Origin of the sequence: uncultured Paracoccus sp., assembly GCF_947496875.1 — a bacterium.
Taxonomy (GTDB): Bacteria; Pseudomonadota; Alphaproteobacteria; order Rhodobacterales; family Rhodobacteraceae; genus Paracoccus.
This window is the reverse complement of record NZ_CANMEH010000003.1, coordinates 209,829-229,536: the sequence shown is the minus strand read 5'-3', so window position 1 is coordinate 229,536 and position 19,708 is coordinate 209,829. Positions and strand designations below refer to the sequence as shown.

Here is a 19,708-nt window from a genome sequence, read left to right as displayed (position 1 = left end):
CTTTTTTTAGATCATTCTTCGGTGTCGGTGTCGGTGTCGGTGTCAGCTTCGTCGATCGGTAGCGCCACGAAACGCGGCTCGCCACCCCGGCGCACCAGCATCAGCAGCGACGTGCGGCCAGCCTCTCTCGCCTCATCCACGCGTGCCTGCAGATCCGACAGGCTCAGCACCGGCTGCTGCCCCGCCTCGGTGATCACGTCCCCGGGCGTCAGGCCGCGCTCGGCGGCCGCGGCGCTGGGGTCGACCTGCTGCACCACAAGGCCGCGCACATCGTCATCGAGCCCGAGCTCGCTGGCGAGTTCCGGCGTCAGCTGCGTCAGGCGCATCCCCAGCGTCGTTTCAGCCGACGGACCTGCATCGTCGCCCATCGAGGTGGCGTTGCCTTCGGCCAGTTCGCGGCGGCCCAGCGTCACCTTCAGCTCGACTGGCTTGCCCTCACGCATGACGGTCACGTCCACCGCCTCGCCGACCGGGGCGTCCGCCACGTTGCGGACCAGGTCGCGGGTATCCTCGACCTCCTTCCCGGCGAAGCGGGTGATCACGTCGCCGGACTGGATGCCGCTGTCCGCGGCCGGACCGGGGGGCACGTCGGTGACCATTGCGCCCATCTCGCCTTCCAGGCCGAGCGCGTTTGCGATGTCGGGGGTCACGTCCTGGATCTTGACGCCCAGCCAGCCGCGACGGGTCTCGCCGAACTCTTCCAGTTGCGCGACGACCTTGCTGACCACGTTCGACGCCATCGAGAACCCGATCCCGATCGAGCCGCCATTCGGCGACAGGATGGCGGTGTTCACACCCACAACCTCGCCGTCCATGTTGAACAGCGGCCCGCCGGAGTTGCCGCGGTTGATGGCGGCATCGGTCTGGATGAAGTCGTCATAGGTTCCGGTCAAGGCCCGGCTCTTCGCCGAAACGATCCCGGACGAGGCCGAAAACCCTTGGCCAAGCGGGTTCCCCAGCGCCAGCACCCAGTCGCCGACCCGCGTGTCGTCGCTGTTGCCGAAGCTCACGAAGGGCAGCGGCTTGTCGGATTCGACGCGCAGCACGGCGATGTCGGTGTTCGGGTCGCGCCCGATCACCTCGGCCGCCAGCTTGCCGCCCGAATAGAACTCCACCTCGATCTCGTCGGCGCCGTCGATGACGTGGTTGTTGGTGACGATCAGCCCGTCAGCCGACACGACGAACCCGGACCCCAGCGCCGTGGACCGCTGCTGCATCGGACCGCCGAACTGTTCGGGGCCGGGCCCGCCAAACGGCCCTTCGCCGGGCGGTACGCCGGGGATGCCGAAGTCACGGAACAGGTCCGAGAAGGGGCTGCCCTGCGGAAAGTTCGGCATCCCGCCGGACGGACGCGACACCACGGCCGACGTCGTGATGTTGACGACCGCGGGACTGACCCGCTCGACCAGATCGGCAAAGCTGTCGGGCATGACCTGCCCGCCGGCCGTCTCGTCCGGGGCGGTCAGAGGCGTGTTGCTGTTCGCGGCTTCGGGAACCTGCCCGGTCTGCGGGGCATCCGGCACGGTGGTGGTTTCGGGCGGCGCAATCGGCTGACCGGATTCCGTCCGCGGCGGGGGATCCTGTGCGGGAGTCACCTGCTGGGCAATCGCAACGGTGCCCAGGGCCAGCGAGACGGCCAGCGCCGATGCGGTCATCCGATAGCGGGTTGCTGCACGTTTCATACGGTTCTCCGTGGTTGGTGCCGCAACACTGCGGCGCGGGTGTTCGGCCGCTAGATAGGATCGACCGGCGCTGAAATCAGCCGGACGCGCAGCGTTGTGAACATTGTGTCAGGGACGAAAATGGAACGGGGGCTCAAGGCCCCCGTTGTCGCGTTCAATCCTGCGCTGCGGGCTGCGCCAGCGGCACCGTTCGTGTCACCGGCTCGCTGCCGTCATCTGCCGGCACGGTCATCGCCGCGTTGGTGGCCGATGTGTCGGCCTCCCCGGTCGGCTGCACCGATGAACTCGCCGCCCCATCGGGGGGCGTAGCGTCCTGTGGGGCCGGGGTCGTTTCGGACGCAGGCTGCAACTCGGCGGCCGCGGCATCTTCCGCGCCCGTGCCGGCGGTGGGGGCACCATCAGCGTCGCCCGCGGACGGATCGGCCGTGGGCCCTGCGCCAGCCCCGATGGTCGCGCCCGGAACCATTGGCGCGGCGTCGCCCAGATAGTTGAAGAACTCGCTGTCCGGCTTCATCACGATCGAGCTGTTGTTGCTCTGCAGCGCCCGGTCATAGGACTGCATCGACCGGCTGAAGGCAAAGAACTCGGGGTCGCGGCCGTAAGCGTCCGCATAGATGGCGTTGCGCGTGGCATCCGCCTCGCCGCGGATCACCTCGGCGTTGCGCCGCGCCTCCGAAGTCAGCTCGACCACGGTCCGGTCGGCCGACGCGCGGATGCGCTGCGCCGCCTCGCCGCCGCGGGCGATCTCGTCGGCGGCCTCGCGTTCCCGCTCGGCCCGCATCCGGGCATAGGTTGCGGTCAGGTTCTGCTCGGGCAGGTCGGTCCGGGTCAGGCGGACGTCGATGACGTTCACGCCCAGCGACTCGGCCTCGGCCCGGGCCAGGTCACGGATCTGGTTCATCAGCGGCGTCCGGTCGTTCGACAGGACCGTGGTCGAGGGCACCGAGCCCAGGACGCCGCGGATGGCGTTGGTGAGGATGCCTTCCAGCCGGCTTTGCGCCTGCGAGATCCCGCCGGCGCCGACGGCGCGCCGGAACCGCACGACATCGGTGATCTGCCAGCGGGCGAAGGCATCGACGACCAGGCGGCGGTCATCCAGCGGGGTGACCTCCATCGGGTCGGTCGGCAGGCCCAGGATCCGCGCGTCGTAGGTCACCACGGTGTCGATCAGCGGGATCTTCAGGCCGAGCCCGGGCTCCTCGCGGACCTTCACGACCTCGCCAAAGCGGGTGACCAGCGCCTTCTCACGGACATCGACGATATAGACCGAGGCCATGACCAGGAAGGCAATGGCGATCAGCGCCGGCAGGGCCAGCATCGACAGGGTGCGGTTCATCAGTTGCCTCCGTCCGTCCGGTTCGTCACGCCCGCAGCAGGCTCGACGGGATCGCGAACCACGCCCGCGGCATCGACCGTCGGACGGGCTGGTACAGGATTGTCCGTGCCAGAGCGGCGCAACTGGTCAAGGGGCAGATATGGCACCACGCCCGATCCGCCATCCTCGCCAACGCCGTCGAGGATGACCTTGTCCACCCGCCCCAGGATGCGCTCCATGGTTTCCAGATACATGCGCTTGCGGGTCACGTCCGGCGCCTTACTGTATTCCTCGTAGATCGAGTTGAAGCGCGCGGCCTCACCCTCGGCATTGTTCACGGCCTCGGCGCGATAACCTTCGGCCTGTTCCAGCAAGGCGGCAGCCTCACCACGGGCGGCCGCGAGGACGCGGTTGGCATAGGCGTCGGCCTGCTTTTCCAGCCGGTCGCGTTCCTGCTGGGCGGCCTGAACCTCGCGGAAGCTGTCGATCACTTCGGTCGGCGGGTCGGCACGGTCCAGGTTCACCCGGACGACGTTGATGCCCGCCTGATAGCTGTCCAGCGTCTGCTGGATCAGCTGCGCCGCCTCGGAGGCGATCATGCCGCGGTCGCGGTTCAGGATCGGCGCCAGTTCGCTGCGCGCCACGATGTCGCGCATCGCCGATTCCGACACGGCGCGGATCGTGCCGTCCGGATCGGCCAGGTTGAAGAGGTATTTCTCGGGGTCCGAGATGTTCCAGACCACCTGGTATTCCATGTTCACGATGTTCTGGTCCCGGGTCAGCATCAGCCCGCTGTCCAGCGGATCGCGGCCGGCGCCGATCTCGGTCACCCGTTCCCCCGTCACCTGGACGATCTGCTTGGTCACGAACGGCCAGGGGGCGAAGTTCAGGCCTTCGTCACCCACCTGATAGGGGCTGCCGAACAGCAGCTCGACGGATTTTTCCTCGGTGTTGACGGTGTAGAAGCTGGCGAACAGCCACAGACCGGCCGCGGCCAGGGCAAAGATCCCCCAGCTGCTGCGGTTCAGCGGCAGGTTGGGGCCTCGGCGCCCTCCCGGGCCGCGGGGGCCGCCCGGACCTTCCTTGCTGCCGCGCCCCCCCATCAGCACACGCAGCTTGTCCTGGCCCTTGCGCATCAGGTCGTCGATCTCGGGGATCTGGTCGGGCCGACGGGGTCCGCCGGGCCGTTGCGGGTCACGTGGCGGCTGCCCGCCGGGCTGGCCTCCCGGCTGGCCCCACGGGCGCTGCCCTCCCTGCGGTGGCTGTTGCTGCGGCGGTGGCCGCTTGCCCTCGCCCGAGTCACCGCCCTTGCCGCCGTCTCCGCTGCCCCAGGGGCCTTCGCTTGCCATCCCTGCCTACTTTCCCTCGATCATCGTTGCGTCGTAACTGGGGCCGAACCGATCGAAATCAAGGTGCGTTCGACCCGGTTGACTGGCTCAGGCCGTCCCCGTGCGCAGCTGCTGGTGCTCGGGTCCGCCCCGCCGCACCGGGTGGCGCATCGTCACCAGCTCCTCTGCCAGCGTCGGGTGGACCGCGACCGTCAGGTCGAAATCCTCCTTGGTCGCGCCCATGCCGATCGCCACCGCCGCCAACTGGATCATCTCCCCGGCCTCGGGAGCGAAGATGTGGCAGCCCAGTACCTTGTGGGTATCCTCGCAGACGATCAGCTTCATCAGTGCGCGGCTGTCGGACCCGGCAAACAGCGACCGCATCGGCCGGAAGCTGGCCGAGTACACCTCGATGTTGCCCTGCTGCTCGGCTTCCTCCTCGGTCAGGCCGATGGTCGCCAGTTCATGCGGCCGGGTATAGACGGCGCTGGCGACAAGATCGTGATCGACATGCCGGCGATGGTTGCCGAACATCGTGTCGGCGAAGGCGTGGCCTTCGCGGATCGCCACCGGGGTCAGGTTCACGCGGTCGGTCACGTCACCCACCGCGAAGATCGACGGCACGTTGGTCTGCGACCATTGGTCGACGAGGATCTCTCCCCGGGGACCCACGTGCACCTCCGCGCGGTCCAGCCCCAAGCCGGCGGTATGCGGATGCCGGCCGGTGGCCAGCATGACCGCGTCGTACCGGTCGCTGCTGCCGTCGGAGAACGCGACGCGCACACCGTCGCCGTCGCGCTCGAACCGTTCCGGGTGCACGCCCAGGCGCATCGTCACCCCGATGTCGCCCAGCTGATCGGTGACCAGCCGCCGCCCTTCCTCGTCGAAGCCGCGCAGCACCAGATCGCCCCGGTGACACAGCGTCGTGTCGCTGCCCAGACCGTTCAGGATGGTGGCGAACTCGCAGGCGATGAAACCCCCGCCCACGACCAGGACCCGCGCCGGCAGGCTGTCCATGGTGAACAGATCGTCCGAGATCATCGCCAGCTCGTCACCGGGGATGCCCGGCCGGGTTGGTCTTCCCCCGACCGCCACGAGGATGTGCGCCGCGGTCTTGCGGGTCCCGTCCGCCAGTGCGACGGTATGCGGATCGACGATGTGGGCGCGCTGGTGATGGACCTCCACCCCGGCGACCGTCAGGCCGTTCTGGTACAGGGCCTCCAGCCGGCTCAGCTCGGCGTGCAGCTTGGCGCGGAACCGCGGCCAGTCGAACCGGCCCAGCTCTGCCGACCAGCCGTATTCCCGTGCCTCGTCGATGGCGGCGGGGCCTTCGGACGCAAAGATCATCAGCTTCTTGGGAACGCAGCCCCGGATCACGCAGGTTCCGCCGAGGCGGCTTTCCTCGGCCAGTCCGACCCGGGCCCCGTGCTGGTCCGCCGCGATCCGCGCCGCCCGCACCCCGCCGGAGCCCCCGCCGATGACGAACAGATCATAATCAAAGCTCACGCGGACACCTCTCTTGTCAGTTCCATCACGGACCCGTCGGGGCTGCCGATCAGGGCCAGTTCGCACATGTCCAGAAACAGGCCGTGCTCGACCACGCCGGGGATCGCGGTCAGCCCGGCCCCCAGCCGTTCGGGTTCGCAGATCACCTCCAGCGACAGGTCCAGGATCACGTTGCCTTCGTCGGTGTGAAACAGCTTTCCGTCGCGGTTCCGCAGCAGCATCGGGCGGTGGGTCAGGTCCATCTGGTCCAGCAGCTTGTGGATATGCACCCGGGTGGTTTCCAGCCCGAACGGCACCACCTCGACCGGCAGGTGATAGGCGCCCAGCTGTTCCACGACCTTGGTTGGGTCGGCGATCACCACCAGCCGGTCGGATGCGGCCGCGGTGATCTTTTCGCGCAGCAGGGCCCCCCCGCCGCCCTTGATCAGGTTCAGGTCGGGGTCGATCTCGTCGGCCCCGTCAAGGGTCAGGTCCAGCCAGCCGATCTCGTCCAGATCCTCGATCACCAGGCCCAGCTGCGTCGCCAGCTCGGCCGTCGCGCGCGAGGTTGCCGCGCAGCGCAGCTGCAACCCGCCGCCCTGCACCCGCTCGGCCAGGCGCCGCACCATCTGGGCTGCCGTCGACCCGCTGCCGAGGCCAAGCCGCATTCCGCTCTCGACCAGGGCGACCGCCGCCACGGCAGCCGCGTCCTTGGCGCGATCGGCAGGGGATAGGTCGGACATGGCGGCGCTCCTGTTCGGCGGGCGGGACTGATCTGGCGATAATCTGTGGGGGGATATAGTCCGGATGGCTGCGAGGTGCGAGAGGGTGCGGCGTCCCGTCCCCCCCCCCCCCGGCGTGGCCGGGGCGGTCGGCGGGGCGACGCGATTGCACGGGTCACGAGCTTGGCGTATCGCTCGACGCCATGACCGCACCCCCGACCTATGCCGTCCTGATCACCGCCGCCGGCCGCGGCACCCGCATGGGCGGCGACGAGCCCAAGCAGTGGCGCGATCTGGCCGGAAGGACGGTGCTGGCGCGCAGCATCGACGCCTTTGGGGGGTTCGACCGGATCGTCGTGGTGGTTCATCCCGACGACATGGCCCGGGCGGTGCGCGAGATCGGCGGCCGGGTGACGCTGGTGGCCGGCGCCGACACCCGCGCCGGCAGTGTCCGGGCCGGGCTCGAGGTGCTGGACGGGTCGGGGATCACCCATGTGCTGATCCATGACGGCGCGCGTCCGCTGGTTCCGGCCGCGGTGATCGAGCACGTCGTCGCCGCCCTGCAATCGGGTGCCCCGGCCGCGGCGCCTGCACTGCCGGTGACCGACGCGCTGTGGACCGGGGTTGATGGCGTGGTCACCGGCGTGCAGCCGCGCGACGGCCTGTTTCGCGCCCAGACGCCGCAGGGCTTTGCGTTGGACGTCATCCTGGCGGCGCACCGCGCCGCCACCGCCGGTGCCGCGGACGATGTCGAGCTCGCCGCCGGGGCCGGGGTGCCCGTGACCATCACGCCGGGCGACGAACGCAATCTCAAGCTGACCGTTGCCGGGGATTTCGGGCGCGCCGAACGGATCCTTGCCGACCTGGAAGGGGCAAATGACATGGATGTGCGACTGGGCAACGGCTACGACGTGCATGCGCTCGGACCGGGCGATCACGTCTGGCTGTGCGGGGTCCGCATCGACCACAATGCCGGGCTGATCGGACATTCCGATGCCGACGTGGGGATGCACGCCCTGACCGACGCGATCTATGGCGCGCTGGCCGCGGGCGATATCGGCCGCCACTTTCCGCCCAGCGACCCGCAATGGAAGGGCGCGGCAAGCGAGATCTTCCTGCGCCACGCTGCCGAACTGGCCCGCTCCCGCGGGTTCCGGCTGGCCAATGCCGACGTCACGCTGGTCTGCGAACAGCCGAAAATCGGCCCCCACGCAGCGGCGATGCAGGACCGGCTGGCGGCGATCATGGATGTCGCCCCGGACCGGGTCAGCGTCAAGGCGACCACGTCCGAACGGCTGGGCTTCACCGGCCGCAGCGAAGGGATCGCCGCGCTGGCTACCGCCACGCTGATCGGGGGGCGCTGATGCACGCGCTGATCGCCACCTGGTTCGGCGTGGGCCATCTGCGCCCCGCCCCCGGCACCTGGGCTTCGGCGGTGACCCTGCTGATCGGCTACGGCCTGCACCGGATCGGACATTTCCCGCTGGTGGCGCTGGCGACACTGGTGGCCATTGCCGCCGGGTTCTGGGCGGTGCGGGGCTACACCGCAGAGATGCCCGACAAGGATCGCAGCGAGATCGTCATAGACGAGGTCGCGGGGCAGATGATCGCGCTCTGCGCCACGTCGGGCGGGTTCTGGTTCGCGGGCCTGCCGGCCGACGTGTTTCCCTGGCCCGGTCTGGTCGTGCCATTCCTGCTGTTCCGCCTGTTCGACATCTGGAAACCCTGGATCATCGGCCGCGCCGACCGGCGTGCGGATGCGGCCGGCGTGATGCTGGACGACCTGCTGGCGGGGCTGTTCGCCGCGGTCGCCTCGATCGCCGCGGCGGGCCTCAGCCACGGGCTGATGTGATGGACCGGGCGGCCCGGGTCCTGGACCGGGCGCGGCGCCATGGCGCGATGATCGCCACGGCCGAAAGCTGCACCGGCGGGCTGATCTCTGCGGCGCTGACCGAGGTGCCGGGGTCGTCGGACGTGGTGGACCGCGGTTTCGTCACCTATTCCAACGCGGCCAAGCAGGAGATGCTGGGGGTGCGAGCCGACACGTTGCAGACCCACGGGGCGGTCAGCGAGGCGGTGGCGGCGGAAATGGCGGCCGGCGCCCGGGACCGCTCGGCCGCCGGGCTGGCCATCGCGGTCACGGGGATCGCGGGGCCCGGGGGCTCGGACCACAAGCCCGAGGGCCGCGTCTGCTTCGGCGTCGCAGACGGGACGGGCGTGCGGACCGAAACCGTCGAGTTCGGTGCCATCGGCCGGTCGCGGGTTCGCGCCGCAACCGTGGCCCACGCGCTGGACCTGCTGCTGGATGCGCTGGGCGACGCCACGCCCGGCTGACCGGATCGTCAGGTCACAGCAGCGCGGCCAGCGCCTCGATCTCGGCGTCGGTGGTGGCCCAGCTGGTGACCAGCCGAATCGTCCCGCGGTCGGTGTCGTCGCCCGGCGTCGGCCAGTCCGCGGCCCGCAGCCCGGCCGCGCGCAGCCGGGCGATCTCGCTGCGCGGCAGGCGCAGGAAGATCTCGTTCGCCTCGACCGGCTGGATCAGCTCGTGCCCGGCCTGCCGGATCTGCGCGTGCAGCCCGGCCGCCATGGCGTTGGCGTGCCGCGCCAGGCCCAGCCACAGATCGTCGTCCAGCCAGGCCAGCATCTGCGCCGCCAGGAACCGGTGCTTGGACCACAGATGGCCCGCCCGCATCCGCCGGAACAGGAAATCGCCCGCCCGCGCCGGATCGAAGATCACCACCGCCTCCAGTGCCAGGCAGCCGCCCTTGGTGCCACCCAGCGACAGCACATCGACGCCGGACGCATGGGTCAGCGCGGCCGGCGTGGCCCCGGTGGCCGCCACCGCATTGGCAAAGCGCGCCCCGTCCATGTGCAGGGCGAGGCCGCCGTCGTGGGCAATGCCGGCCAGCGCCGCGACCGCCGCGGGCGCATAGACCGTGCCCCACTCGGTGGCATTGGTCAGCGACAGCACCGCATTGCGGCCGTCATGCTCGTCCTCCTGCGGATAGTCGGTCAGCCGCGCTCGCAGCGAGTCAGGGGCGATGCGCCCGTCCGCGCCGTCGATCAGGGCCAGCTGCGCGCCCCCTGCCGCAAAGGCCGGTGCGCCGGATTCGCTGGTCTCGATATGGGCGGTGCGGTGGCAGAAGATGCGACCCCAGGGCGGGCAGAACTGCGCCAGTGCCAGGGCATTCGCGCCGGTGCCGGTGCCCAGCATGAACACCTCGGCCGCGGGCGCGGCGAACACCTCGCGCACCCGGTCGACGGCTGCCCGGGTCAGCGCGTCGCGCCCGTAGGACGGCGCCGTCCCCTCGTTTGCGGCATGCAGCGCCTGCATGATCGCCGGGTGCACGCCGGACGCGTTGTCGGAGCCAAAGTTCATGACAGATCCTCGATCACGTAGCGGTCCCACTCATCCTCGTTCACGGACAACTCGCTGATCGTCCAGCCCTGCACGGACGCGCCGGCGCGGTGGATCGCCTGCGGATCGCCGGAGATCAGGTGGTGCCAGTCGTAGAGCGGCTTGCCCTCGGCCCGCAGCCGGTAGGCGCAGGTGGCCGGCAGCCACCACGCCACCTCGGCCAGCTTGGCGGGCGTCAGCACCACGCATTCCGGCACATAGTCATGCCGGTCGGCATAGCGCGAACAGCGGCAGGTCTCGCCGTCGAGCAGCCGGCAGGCGATGCGGGTGAAATCGACGCTGCCGTCGTCCTCATACTCGATCTTGTTCAGGCAGCACTTGCCGCAGCCGTCGCACAGGGCCTCCCACTCGGCGGCGGACAGCTCGTCCAGCGGCATTTCCCAGAACCGCGGCCGCATCAGGACAGGACCGCCCGCGCCGCCGCGTCGTCCCGGCGCATCTGCGCGACCAGCGCCTCGACGCTGTCGAAACGTTCCTCGGGGCGCAGATACTCGACCAGGGCCACCGACAGCGTCTCGCCATAGAGATCGCCGGAGAAATCGAACAGATGGGTTTCCAGGTTGGGGGTGTTCTCGCCGAACATGGGGCGCACGCCCAGGCTCGCCACGCCGCGGTAACTGCCCTGGTGCGGACCGGTCAGCACATCGGCCAGCACCGCATAGACGCCCAGCCGGGGCAGCACCCGCCCTTCCACGGCCATGTTCGCGGTCGGATAGCCCAGGTCGCGGCCGCGCTTGGCCCCGTGCAGCACCGGCCCCTCGATGCGGTGCCAGTGGCCCAGCATCCGTTCGGCGTCGCGGGGCCGGCCGTCGGCCAGCGCCTCGCGGATCGCGGTGGAACTCGCCGGCTCGTCGCCCGGCAGGCCGCGCAGCGGGACGGCGGTCACCCCGAACCCCAGCTTTCGTCCAAGCGCCGCCAGCATCGGCGCGTCCCCTGCCCGCTTGTGGCCGAACCGGAAATCGGCGCCAACCGCGACATGCACCACGCCCAGACCGTCGGCCAGCACCTCGCGGGCGAAATCCTCGGGCGTGAGGCCGGCCAGCACCGGGCCGAACGGCAGTTCGAACAGATGCGCGACGCCCAACCGCGCCAGCCGGTTGGCCCTGGCGGTCGCATCCATCAGCCGGAACGGCGGCGCGTCGGGGTCGAACACCTGGCGCGGGTGCGGCTCGAAGGTGATGACGCCCAGCGGAACATCGGGCCGGGCCGCGCGCGCCGCGTCCAGCACCGCCCGGTGGCCAAGATGGATCCCGTCGAAATTGCCCATGGCGACCGTCGTTCCCCGCGCCGACACGGGCAGGCCGGACCAGTCACGATGGATGCGCATCGGCGGTTGCTGCATGGGCTGGCCCCGTCTGGGGCCTGGCCCCGTCAGTCGAACTTGCGGCTGGGCGCCAGCACCACGGCCTCGCCCTTGAGCACGACCGTATCGCCGACGAGGCAGCGGGTGGCAAGTGTGACGCGGCGCTTCGCATGGTCCACGGATTCGACCGTCACCTCGGCCCGGACGACGTCGCCCGGCCGCACCGGGGCCATGAATTTCAGCGTCTGCCCCAGATAGACGGTGCCGTGCCCGGGCAGCTGTTCGCCGATCACCGCCGAGATCAGCCCGGCGGTCAGCATCCCGTGCGCGATGCGCCCCTCGAAGATCGTGTCGCGGGCATAGGCGTCGTCCAGATGCACGGGATTGTGGTCGGTCGACACCTGGGCGAACAGCGCGATGTCCTCGTCGGTGACCTGCTTCTGCAGGTACCGCATCATCCCGACCTCCATGTCCTCGATGACGATCGTGCCGCGCGGCAGGTTGTCCAGCATCATGATCCGCCCTTGCTACTGGCCTGCACCATGTCACAGGGTGGAAGCCGACGCAAGATTGTGTCTCTGCAACACCCGTGGAACATCATTTTATTTCGCGCCCGCCGATTGCCTGCAAGGGAGCAAGCTGCGGCCGCCGGCGCCTCGTGCCGCCGACCGCACCCGCCAAGTCCTGACCCTAGCCGGCCGGACCAACGTTTCTCGTGGATCGCGCTGCCCCGCCGCGCGGGCCGCCCCTCTAGCGCAAGCGGCCGATCGCGTAGGTGGGCGTGATCGCCTGCGCTTCGACATAGCTGGCCAGCCCCGCCGGCTCGGGCCGCTCCACATCGGCGCCCATGTGCTCGGCGGCAAGGCCCCCGGTCACGAACAGCGAATCGATGCACTGCGCGACCGCCCCCGCGATGTCGGTGCCGATTCCGTCGCCGATCGCCAGTTCGCGGCCGCCCGCCTCGACCCCCAGCCGCTGCCGGGCCAGATCGTAGATGGGCGCATGGGGCTTGCCGAAATACAGCGACTCGCCCCCCAACTCCTCGTAGAGCTGCGCCAGCGCCCCGGCGCAATACAGCCGCTGCTCGCCGAAATCGACGACGATGTCGGGATTGACGCACAGCAGCGGCAGCCCGCGCGCCTGTGCGGCGGCCAGCCGCTCGCGGTAATCCTCGGGCGTCTCGGTCAGGTCGTCGTCGGGGCCGGTCACCACGATCCCTTCGGCCTGGTCCATCGGCACGCGGACCAGATCGGCGGCGCGCGGATCGGCGGTCTCGGTAAAGAACCCCAGGTCGCGGTCCGGCCCGACATGCCACAGCTTGCGCCCGACGCGACCCGACAGCATCGCGTCCTGCGCCGCGTCGCCCGAGGTCACGACGTCGTCCCAGGCGTCGCGGGGCACGCCCATCCGGCCGATCTGTTCGGTGACGAAGCGGCGCGGCCGCGGGGCGTTGGTCATCAGCGCCACCCGCCCCCCGCCCCGGCGGAACGCCTGCAACGCGGCGATAGCCGCCGGATAGGCGACCTTGCCGTTATGGACGCAGCCCCACAGGTCGCAGAACAGGACGTCGTAGCGGTCGGCGATCTCGGCCAGGCTGTCGATGATCCGGGTCACGTCAGATCTTCAGCGCCGGGATGATCTGCTTCTTGCGGCTGACGATCCCCGGCAGGCGCACCGTGTCGCCGGTCACCCGGACGCCGAACGACGCCTCGGCGATCTGCTTGACGAAGTCGTTGGGGACCAGCAGCGTCGCATCCTCGTTCAGGATGTCGACGATGAACATCAGCATGTCGTCGGCGCCGTCCGCGGCCGCGACGGCCGGCATCGCCGCCAGCAGCGCCGCCTTGCGGTCCAGCAGCACCTGCGGCGCGGTGGTTTCCAGCACCGAGATGCGCAGCCGGCGGCCGCCGATCTCGTAATCCTTGCTGTCCATCCGCAGCAGCGCCGCCTCGTCGAACGCCGACAGGTCCGATTTCGCGGCAAACATCTCGCCCGCATAGGTGGGGATCGCGATGTCCAGGTCGCGGGCCAGCGTTTCGGCCACATGCCGGTCGTGCGGGGTGGTGGTGGGGCTGCGGAATTCCAGCGTGTCGGACAGGATGCAGGTCAGCATCACGCCCTTCACCCAGCGCGGGGCGCGCTTCATGTCGTCGCTGCCGATCAGGTCGTGCATGACCGTGGCGGTGCAGGCCAGCGGCCGGATCGTCATGTTGATCGGGGTGCGGGTGCGCAGCCCGCCGGCCAGCAGGTGGTGGTCGATCACCTCCATCACCTCGGCCTCGTTGATCGAGGCGGGCAGTTCGGCCGGATTGTTGGTGTCGACGATCACGCACTGGTCGCCCGGTGCCACGTCGGTGATGATCTCGGGCAGGTCGATGCCCCACTTGCCCAGCATCCACATCGCCTCGGTGTTGGGCGTGCCCTGCAGGACCGCCTTGGCCCGGGTCTTGCGGACATCGGTCAGGTACCACGCCCAGATCAGGGGCGAGCCGGTGGAATCGGTATCGGGGGCCTTGTGGCCGAAGACCTGGATCATGGGCGTCCTTTCGACTGAACCTGCGGGCGGTGAAAACCGCGATTTTGGGCGGCGTTATAGGGGCCGGCCGGCAGGTTGTCTATCGGACCGCCGGTGCCCCCGGCAGGTCGCTCGGATCAGTCGCAAGGATCAATCGCCGGCCGTTCGCGGCGGGGTCTGCTGATGCTGGATCAGCCGCCAGCCGTCATGCTGCCGCACCCAGGTCGATGTGCACAGCGCCTGGTATTCCTGCCCGTCCGGCCGGCTCGCCCGAACGCGATAGGCCAGCACGATGCAGTCCTCGCCCTCGACCATGTGGCGATCGGTCATGGCCACGCGCTGCCAGCGGGGCGCCCCCTCCAGCGCGGCAAAGATCGCCTCGCCCTGCAGCACCCCCTGCGCGAATGCCATGACGCAGGAGGGGTGGGTGCGTCGCCGCGCCTCTGGCAGACCCATCGTCCACCACGCCTCTTCGTCGGCCCAGCGTTCCTCGATCAGGCTCATGGCAGTGTCCCCTCTGTCGTCGTACGTTCCAGCGCCATTCTCTCGACGGTCCAGCCGTCGCGCTCCAGCAGCCGCAGCACCCCGGTCTCGCCCGGCAGGTGCAGCGCGCCGAACGCGGCGACCACGTGCCGGCCACGCGCCGCCGCATCTTCGGCCGCCCGGGTCAGAGGTCCGATCCAGGCGCGGTTGCGCCGGTCCATCAGCCGCTCCTTCGCCAGGGCGAGTTGGCGGTCCACCTTGGCCGGGTCCATCGTCGGATGCCGGTGGGCGTCCAGCCGGGCGAACTCCCACAGCTCCCACACCCGCCCCTCGAAAAAGGCGGTGGCGGCGGTGGTGGTCAGATCGTCGGCCTGCGCGGCACCCGGCAGCGCGGCCAGGATCATGTCGATCTCCTCGTCCGGGGTCAGCCCGTCGAACAGGGTGAACACCGTGTCGAACGGCTCCAGCGCCCGGATCGGCACGCCCGCATCCTGCGCCGCGTCCATCATCAGGTGGTCGAGGCCCGAGGGCGGCCCTTCGGCGGCCCTGATCTCGGCCAGCACGCAGGGCGACACGCTCAGCATCGTGGCGACGTACCAGGGCCGCAGCCGGCTGGCGATCACCGCGGGAATCCCGCGCTCGGCCAGCGCCGCCGCGACCGCCTGCCAGTCGTCGGCGTCCAGCCGTTCGGGCAGGGTCGGACCGGTCGGATCGGCCATCAGCGTCGGATCCCGCGCCAGCCGCGCCTGCAGCTGCGCCTCCTCCTCCGGCCCCGCCTCGACCAGCAGCGCGTCGGCGCCGGTCATCTGCGGTGCCAGCCCGTCTATCATCCCGTGGTGCCGGTCATCGGTGAAATGGAAAGTGCCTACCAGCAGCAGCCGCGCCTGCCCGCGGCGTGCCACGAAGGTCGTGCCATAGGCGTGCGGCACCCGCGCAGCGGCGCTTGCGATCGCCTGGCGCTGCGCTGCGGACAGATCGTCGAACAGGTCGCGTCCGACGCAGGCGGCCGAGGCAAGGCTGGCCGTCATCGCCCACAGCACCAGCCCCAGGATCAGCTTGGCCATGGTCCTCCTACCCCTTGCCCCCGCCCGCACTCTGCCATGCCGCCGGCCCCGGACCAAGACCGCACCCCGAAACCGGTCCAGACCCGCATCGGGGGGTGTTGACAGCCCCGTGACCGCGGCCTAGATCAGCCGCGATTGGCACTCACCTCGGTCGAGTGCCAACATCTGGAAACCTGAACGATCGGAGTGTTCATCCATGGCATTCACCCCGCTGCATGACCGCGTGCTGGTCCGCCGCGTCGAATCCGACGAAAAGACCAAGGGCGGCCTGATCATCCCCGACAGCGCCAAGGAAAAGCCCGCCGAGGGCGAGATCGTCGCAGCCGGCGAAGGCGCGCGCAAGGACTCGGGCGAACTGATCCCGATGGCCGTCAAGCAGGGCGACCGCATCCTGTTCGGCAAGTGGTCCGGCACCGAAGTGACGCTGGACGGCGAAGAGCTGCTGATCATGAAGGAAAGCGACATTCTCGGGATCATGTCCTGATCCCTCGACGAAACGCTTTCACCACATTGCAAAGGAAGAGTTAAATGGCAGGCAAGGAAGTCAAGTTCAGCACCGACGCCCGCGACCGGATGCTGAAGGGCGTCAACATCCTGGCGGATGCGGTCAAGGTGACGCTGGGCCCCAAGGGCCGCAACGTGATCCTGGACAAGTCGTTCGGCGCACCGCGCATCACCAAGGACGGCGTCACCGTCGCCAAGGAAATCGAACTGACCGACAAGTTCGAGAACATGGGCGCGCAGATGGTCCGCGAAGTCGCCTCGCGCACCAATGACGAGGCCGGTGACGGCACTACCACCGCCACGGTTCTGGCCCAGGCCATCGTCAAGGAAGGCATGAAGGCGGTCGCCGCCGGCATGAACCCGATGGATCTGAAGCGCGGCATCGACCTGGCCGTCACCCGCGTGGTCGAGTCCATCAAGGCCGCCTCGCGTCCGGTCAACGACTCCTCCGAGGTCGCGCAGGTCGGCACCATCTCGGCCAACGGCGAATCCTTCATCGGCCAGCAGATCGCCGAGGCGATGCAGAAGGTCGGCAACGAGGGTGTCATCACCGTCGAAGAGAACAAGGGGATGGAGACCGAGGTCGAAGTCGTCGAAGGCATGCAGTTCGACCGCGGCTACCTGTCGTCCTACTTCGTGACCAACGCCGAAAAGATGGTCGCCGAACTGGAAGACGCCTACATCCTGCTGCACGAGAAGAAGCTGTCGTCGCTGCAGCCGATGGTCCCGCTGCTGGAATCGGTCATCCAGACCGGCAAGCCGCTGCTGATCGTGGCCGAGGATGTCGAGGGCGAGGCGCTGGCCACCCTGGTCGTCAACCGTCTGCGTGGCGGCCTGAAGGTCGCGGCCGTCAAGGCACCGGGCTTCGGCGACCGCCGCAAGGCCATGCTGCAGGACATCGCGATCCTGACCGGCGGCCAGGTCATCTCGGACGATCTGGGCATGAAGCTGGAAAATGTCGGCATCGACATGCTGGGCACCGCCAAGAAGATCTCGATCAACAAGGACAACACCACCATTGTCGACGGCGCCGGTGAAAAGTCCGAGATCGAGGCCCGGGTCGCCCAGATCCGCCAGCAGATCGAGGAAACCACCTCGGACTACGACAAGGAAAAGCTGCAGGAACGCGTGGCCAAGCTGGCCGGCGGCGTCGCGGTCATTCGCGTCGGCGGCATGACCGAGATCGAGGTGAAGGAGCGCAAGGACCGCGTCGACGACGCGCTGAACGCGACCCGCGCCGCGGTGCAGGAAGGTGTCGTGGTCGGCGGCGGCGTGGCCCTGGTGCAGGGTGCCAAGGCGCTGCAGGGCCTGGAAGGCGCGAATGCCGACCAGAACGCGGGCATCGCCCTGGTCCGCCGCGCGCTGGAAGCGCCGATGCGCCAGATCGCCGAGAATGCCGGCGTTGACGGGGCTGTGGTCGCCGGCAAGGTCCGCGACTCCGACGACAAGACCTTCGGCTTCAACGCCCAGACCGAGGAATATGGCGACATGTTCAAGTTCGGCGTGATCGACCCGGCCAAGGTCGTCCGCACCGCGCTGGAAGACGCCGCATCGGTTGCCGGCCTGCTGATCACCACCGAGGCCATGGTCGCCGAAAAGCCCGAGCCCAAGGGCCAGGCCGGCGCCGGCGGCATGGGCGGCGGCATGGGCGGCATGGGCGGCATGGACATGATGTAAGCCCTGCCCCACGGCAGACAGACGAAAGGGCGCCCGGTCGGGCGCCCTTTTTTCGTCGGCGGCCTGCGGATCGGCACCCGCCCCCGGTGACCGCCGGGCGCCGCCGCAGCGCCGCTCAGGGGCCGGCGAAATCGGCGGTGGTTACCTGCCCGTCGCCGGTCCTGTCCACCTGCGCCAGCCAGTCCGGCACCCCCGCCACGAACTCGTCGCGCGACACCCGGCCATCCCCGTCCGGATCGTTCGCGGCCAGGCCCAGCCCCGCCTCGACCGCCCGCATCCGCCCCGCCGCGGCTTCCGGCAGGCTGCCCATGTCGGCCGCCCGCGCCGCGTCGAACTCGGCGTATTCGGCGGCGTCCAGATAGCCGTCGCCGCTGCTGTCGAAGATCCCGTGCAACTCGGCCCGCTTCTCCTCCATCTCGGCGGCGTCCACGGCCCCGTCGCCATTCAGGTCCCAGTTCAGGATGAAATGCTCGCCCGGCACCCCCGTCTGGGCCAGCGCCCCCGCCGGCCCCAGAAGCACCGCCCCCAGCACCGCCCCGGCGCATCCCAGCACCCTCGCACGTCCCATGTCGCTCCTCCTTCTGCGCAGCCTGGATCATGATCGCGCCTGCAGTCCCCTCCGGCAAGGACAGGATCGGGGGGCATCCGGGTGCCCTGCCCGCCCGCTCGCCACGCGAGGTCCCAGTCCGGATGACCTCGGTCCGGATTGCCGCACGTTCGGGGCGTGACGTTGCGTCACTGGCAATATCTTGCGGGTCCGGGCAAGCTGCCGCTGCGTTAGGCCGCGCATCGACTGTTTGAACCGCCGGTGCCATTGAATGGGCGACCACCAGGTTTTACCTCATTGACGCGACCTAAATAGTAGAATTGATTTAGTTTATGCAACTTACGGTTTTGTTCTCCACCCATAACGGCGCCGGCGTCCTGCCCGAGGTCCTGGCGGCCTATGCCGCCCAGACCTGCCACGACGACTGGGAGATGATCGTCGTGAACAATGCCAGCACCGACGCGACGGCGGCGTGCCTGGACAGCTTTGCCGGTCGCCTGCCTCTCACCGTCGTGGATCATCCGGTCGCGGGAAAGAACGCCGCTCTGAACGCGGCGCTGCCGCTGCTGAAGGGATCGACGGTGATCGTGACCGACGACGACGCGGTTCCGGCCCCCAGGTTTCTGGACCAGTGGGCCCGGGTCGCACGCGAACAGCCCGACTACGACCTGTTCGGCGGCCGCATCGAACCGCTGTTCCAGGCCAGCCCGCCGTCCTGGATGGTCGAGGCGCGCTTCCACTTTGCCGAGATCTTCGCCGCCTGCGACCACGACGAGGGGCCGATCCGGGCCCGCGACATCTTCGGCCCGAACATGGCGGTGCGGCGCACCGTGTTCGACCGGGGCATCACCTTCAACGAATCCATCGGCCCGAACGGCAGCGACCGCAACTATCCGATGGGCAGCGAGACGGAGTTCTGCCAGCGGGTCGAGGAACACGGCCACAAGGCCTGGTTCGCGACCGGCCCCCGGGTCCGGCACATCGTCCGCCCGCACCAGCTCGGAACCCCGTTCTGGACCTCGCGCGCCTATCGGCACGGGCTGGGCGTCGGGCTGCAGGAACGGATCGCCGCGGACCAGACCAGCCGGCCGCTGGTGCAGCGGGTGACCAGCCTTGCCAGGGGCAAGCTGAAGCAGGCGCGGCATTACTCGGCCTACAGCCTCGCCCGTGGCGACGAGCTGAAGGCGCATGAAGGCCTGTGGAACTATCACTGGCATCGCGGCTATACCGACGCCAAGACCCGGGCGCAGCTCTAGCCACGCGGGCTGTCGCTCACGGCCCGGTCGGTCACCGGCCGATGACCCGGCCCGGCGCCCTCAATGCACGGTGCTGTTGGACAGCAGGTTCATGACCAGGACCCCCGACACGATCAGCGCGATCCCCACCAGCGCCGGCAGGTCCAGCGGGAACCGGAACACAACGACGCTGATCAGCGAGGTCAGCACGATGCCGACACCCGCCCAGATGGCATAGGCCACGCCCAGCGGGATGGTCCGCAGCGCCACCGACAGGAAGAACAGCGACAGCACGAAGCAGATCGCTAGGCCGATCGTCGGCCCGATCCGGGTGAACCCCGCGGACCGTTGCAGCAGCGACGAGCCGGTGACCTCGAAGAGGATGGCGGCGGCCAGCGAGCCATAGGCGGTGAGCAGGGGATTCACGATA

General features: G+C 69.4%; 21 protein-coding genes. 6 read left to right on the top strand and 15 right to left on the bottom strand.

Going from position 1 to position 19,708, the window contains the following annotated elements; all coding sequences use genetic code 11:
* Positions 1-11: 11 nt before the first annotated feature.
* The 5 genes from Q0938_RS05565 to rpiA form a co-directional block, all read right to left on the bottom strand.
* On the bottom strand, positions 12-1,430 hold the full coding sequence (locus Q0938_RS05565; RefSeq protein WP_299360357.1) for a DegQ family serine endoprotease: 1,419 nt from the start codon (positions 1,428-1,430) through the stop codon (positions 12-14).
* Positions 1,431-1,836: 406 nt separating this feature from the next.
* Entirely contained in the window at positions 1,837-3,018 is a 1,182-nt protein-coding gene (locus Q0938_RS05560) for an SPFH domain-containing protein (RefSeq protein WP_299360110.1), read from the bottom strand.
* Positions 3,018-4,346: an FtsH protease activity modulator HflK gene (hflK, locus tag Q0938_RS05555; RefSeq protein ID WP_299360107.1), complete on the bottom strand. Its 1,329-nt coding sequence runs from the start codon at positions 4,344-4,346 to the stop codon at positions 3,018-3,020. The genes Q0938_RS05560 and hflK overlap by 1 nt, the downstream gene beginning before the upstream one ends.
* A gap of 87 nt (positions 4,347-4,433) precedes the next feature.
* Complete coding sequence (gene gorA, locus Q0938_RS05550; protein WP_299360105.1) at positions 4,434-5,831, bottom strand: glutathione-disulfide reductase; 1,398 nt, start codon at positions 5,829-5,831, stop codon at positions 4,434-4,436.
* Complete coding sequence (rpiA, locus tag Q0938_RS05545; RefSeq protein WP_299360102.1) at positions 5,828-6,553, bottom strand: ribose-5-phosphate isomerase RpiA; 726 nt, start codon at positions 6,551-6,553, stop codon at positions 5,828-5,830. Before rpiA ends, gorA begins: the two co-directional genes overlap by 4 nt.
* 182 nt (positions 6,554-6,735) lie before the next feature.
* On the opposite strand from rpiA, the gene Q0938_RS05540 reads away from it, so the two are divergent.
* From Q0938_RS05540 to Q0938_RS05530, 3 genes are read left to right on the top strand one after another with little or no spacing between them, the layout of a single operon-like run.
* The gene (locus Q0938_RS05540) at positions 6,736-7,896 is read left to right on the top strand and encodes a bifunctional 2-C-methyl-D-erythritol 4-phosphate cytidylyltransferase/2-C-methyl-D-erythritol 2,4-cyclodiphosphate synthase (RefSeq protein WP_299360099.1); all 1,161 of its coding nucleotides are present in this window, start codon (positions 6,736-6,738) and stop codon (positions 7,894-7,896) included.
* Complete coding sequence (locus Q0938_RS05535) at positions 7,896-8,384, top strand: phosphatidylglycerophosphatase A (RefSeq protein ID WP_299360097.1); 489 nt, start codon at positions 7,896-7,898, stop codon at positions 8,382-8,384. Before Q0938_RS05540 ends, Q0938_RS05535 begins: the two co-directional genes overlap by 1 nt.
* Positions 8,384-8,866, top strand: coding sequence for a CinA family protein (locus Q0938_RS05530; RefSeq protein ID WP_299360095.1), 483 nt, complete (start codon positions 8,384-8,386; stop codon positions 8,864-8,866). Before Q0938_RS05535 ends, Q0938_RS05530 begins: the two co-directional genes overlap by 1 nt.
* A gap of 13 nt (positions 8,867-8,879) precedes the next feature.
* On the opposite strand, the gene Q0938_RS05525 is transcribed toward Q0938_RS05530, so the two are convergent.
* The 8 genes from Q0938_RS05525 to Q0938_RS05490 all read right to left on the bottom strand — a co-directional run bounded on the left by Q0938_RS05525 (position 8,880) and on the right by Q0938_RS05490 (position 15,315).
* Positions 8,880-9,911, bottom strand: a complete 1,032-nt coding sequence (locus Q0938_RS05525; RefSeq protein ID WP_299360092.1) for a low specificity L-threonine aldolase — start codon at positions 9,909-9,911, stop codon at positions 8,880-8,882.
* Complete coding sequence (locus tag Q0938_RS05520; RefSeq protein WP_299360089.1) at positions 9,908-10,348, bottom strand: YcgN family cysteine cluster protein; 441 nt, start codon at positions 10,346-10,348, stop codon at positions 9,908-9,910. Before Q0938_RS05520 ends, Q0938_RS05525 begins: the two co-directional genes overlap by 4 nt.
* Positions 10,348-11,277, bottom strand: a complete 930-nt coding sequence (locus tag Q0938_RS05515; RefSeq protein ID WP_299360087.1) for a bifunctional riboflavin kinase/FAD synthetase — start codon at positions 11,275-11,277, stop codon at positions 10,348-10,350. Before Q0938_RS05515 ends, Q0938_RS05520 begins: the two co-directional genes overlap by 1 nt.
* Before the next feature lie 44 nt (positions 11,278-11,321).
* Complete coding sequence (locus Q0938_RS05510) at positions 11,322-11,765, bottom strand: MaoC family dehydratase (RefSeq protein WP_299360356.1); 444 nt, start codon at positions 11,763-11,765, stop codon at positions 11,322-11,324.
* A gap of 238 nt (positions 11,766-12,003) precedes the next feature.
* Entirely contained in the window at positions 12,004-12,867 is an 864-nt protein-coding gene (locus Q0938_RS05505) for a TIGR01459 family HAD-type hydrolase (protein ID WP_299360084.1), read from the bottom strand.
* A 1-nt stretch (position 12,868) separates the two neighbouring features.
* Positions 12,869-13,789 carry a manganese-dependent inorganic pyrophosphatase gene (locus tag Q0938_RS05500; protein ID WP_299360081.1) on the bottom strand — a complete coding sequence of 307 codons (921 nt, stop codon included), beginning with the start codon at positions 13,787-13,789 and terminating at the stop codon, positions 12,869-12,871.
* A gap of 129 nt (positions 13,790-13,918) precedes the next feature.
* Entirely contained in the window at positions 13,919-14,272 is a 354-nt protein-coding gene (locus Q0938_RS05495; RefSeq protein WP_299360079.1) for a nuclear transport factor 2 family protein, read from the bottom strand.
* On the bottom strand, positions 14,269-15,315 hold the full coding sequence (locus tag Q0938_RS05490; RefSeq protein WP_299360077.1) for a TraB/GumN family protein: 1,047 nt from the start codon (positions 15,313-15,315) through the stop codon (positions 14,269-14,271). Before Q0938_RS05490 ends, Q0938_RS05495 begins: the two co-directional genes overlap by 4 nt.
* 196 nt (positions 15,316-15,511) lie before the next feature.
* On the opposite strand from Q0938_RS05490, the gene Q0938_RS05485 reads away from it, so the two are divergent.
* The gene (locus Q0938_RS05485) at positions 15,512-15,799 is read left to right on the top strand and encodes a co-chaperone GroES (RefSeq protein WP_299360075.1); all 288 of its coding nucleotides are present in this window, start codon (positions 15,512-15,514) and stop codon (positions 15,797-15,799) included.
* 44 nt (positions 15,800-15,843) lie between these two features.
* Complete coding sequence (groL, locus tag Q0938_RS05480) at positions 15,844-17,496, top strand: chaperonin GroEL (RefSeq protein WP_299360072.1); 1,653 nt, start codon at positions 15,844-15,846, stop codon at positions 17,494-17,496.
* Between the two features lie 115 nt (positions 17,497-17,611).
* Here groL and Q0938_RS05475 read toward each other — a convergent pair whose 3' ends face one another.
* Positions 17,612-18,064 (bottom strand): EF-hand domain-containing protein, encoded by a 453-nt coding sequence (locus Q0938_RS05475; RefSeq protein WP_299360070.1) that lies wholly within the window; start codon positions 18,062-18,064, stop codon positions 17,612-17,614.
* A gap of 311 nt (positions 18,065-18,375) precedes the next feature.
* Between Q0938_RS05475 and Q0938_RS05470 the strand changes: the two genes are divergently transcribed.
* Complete coding sequence (locus Q0938_RS05470) at positions 18,376-19,299, top strand: glycosyltransferase family 2 protein (RefSeq protein ID WP_299360067.1); 924 nt, start codon at positions 18,376-18,378, stop codon at positions 19,297-19,299.
* A 60-nt stretch (positions 19,300-19,359) separates the two neighbouring features.
* Here Q0938_RS05470 and Q0938_RS05465 read toward each other — a convergent pair whose 3' ends face one another.
* Positions 19,360-19,704 carry a multidrug efflux SMR transporter gene (locus tag Q0938_RS05465; RefSeq protein WP_299360065.1) on the bottom strand — a complete coding sequence of 115 codons (345 nt, stop codon included), beginning with the start codon at positions 19,702-19,704 and terminating at the stop codon, positions 19,360-19,362.
* Positions 19,705-19,708 lie beyond the last annotated feature (4 nt).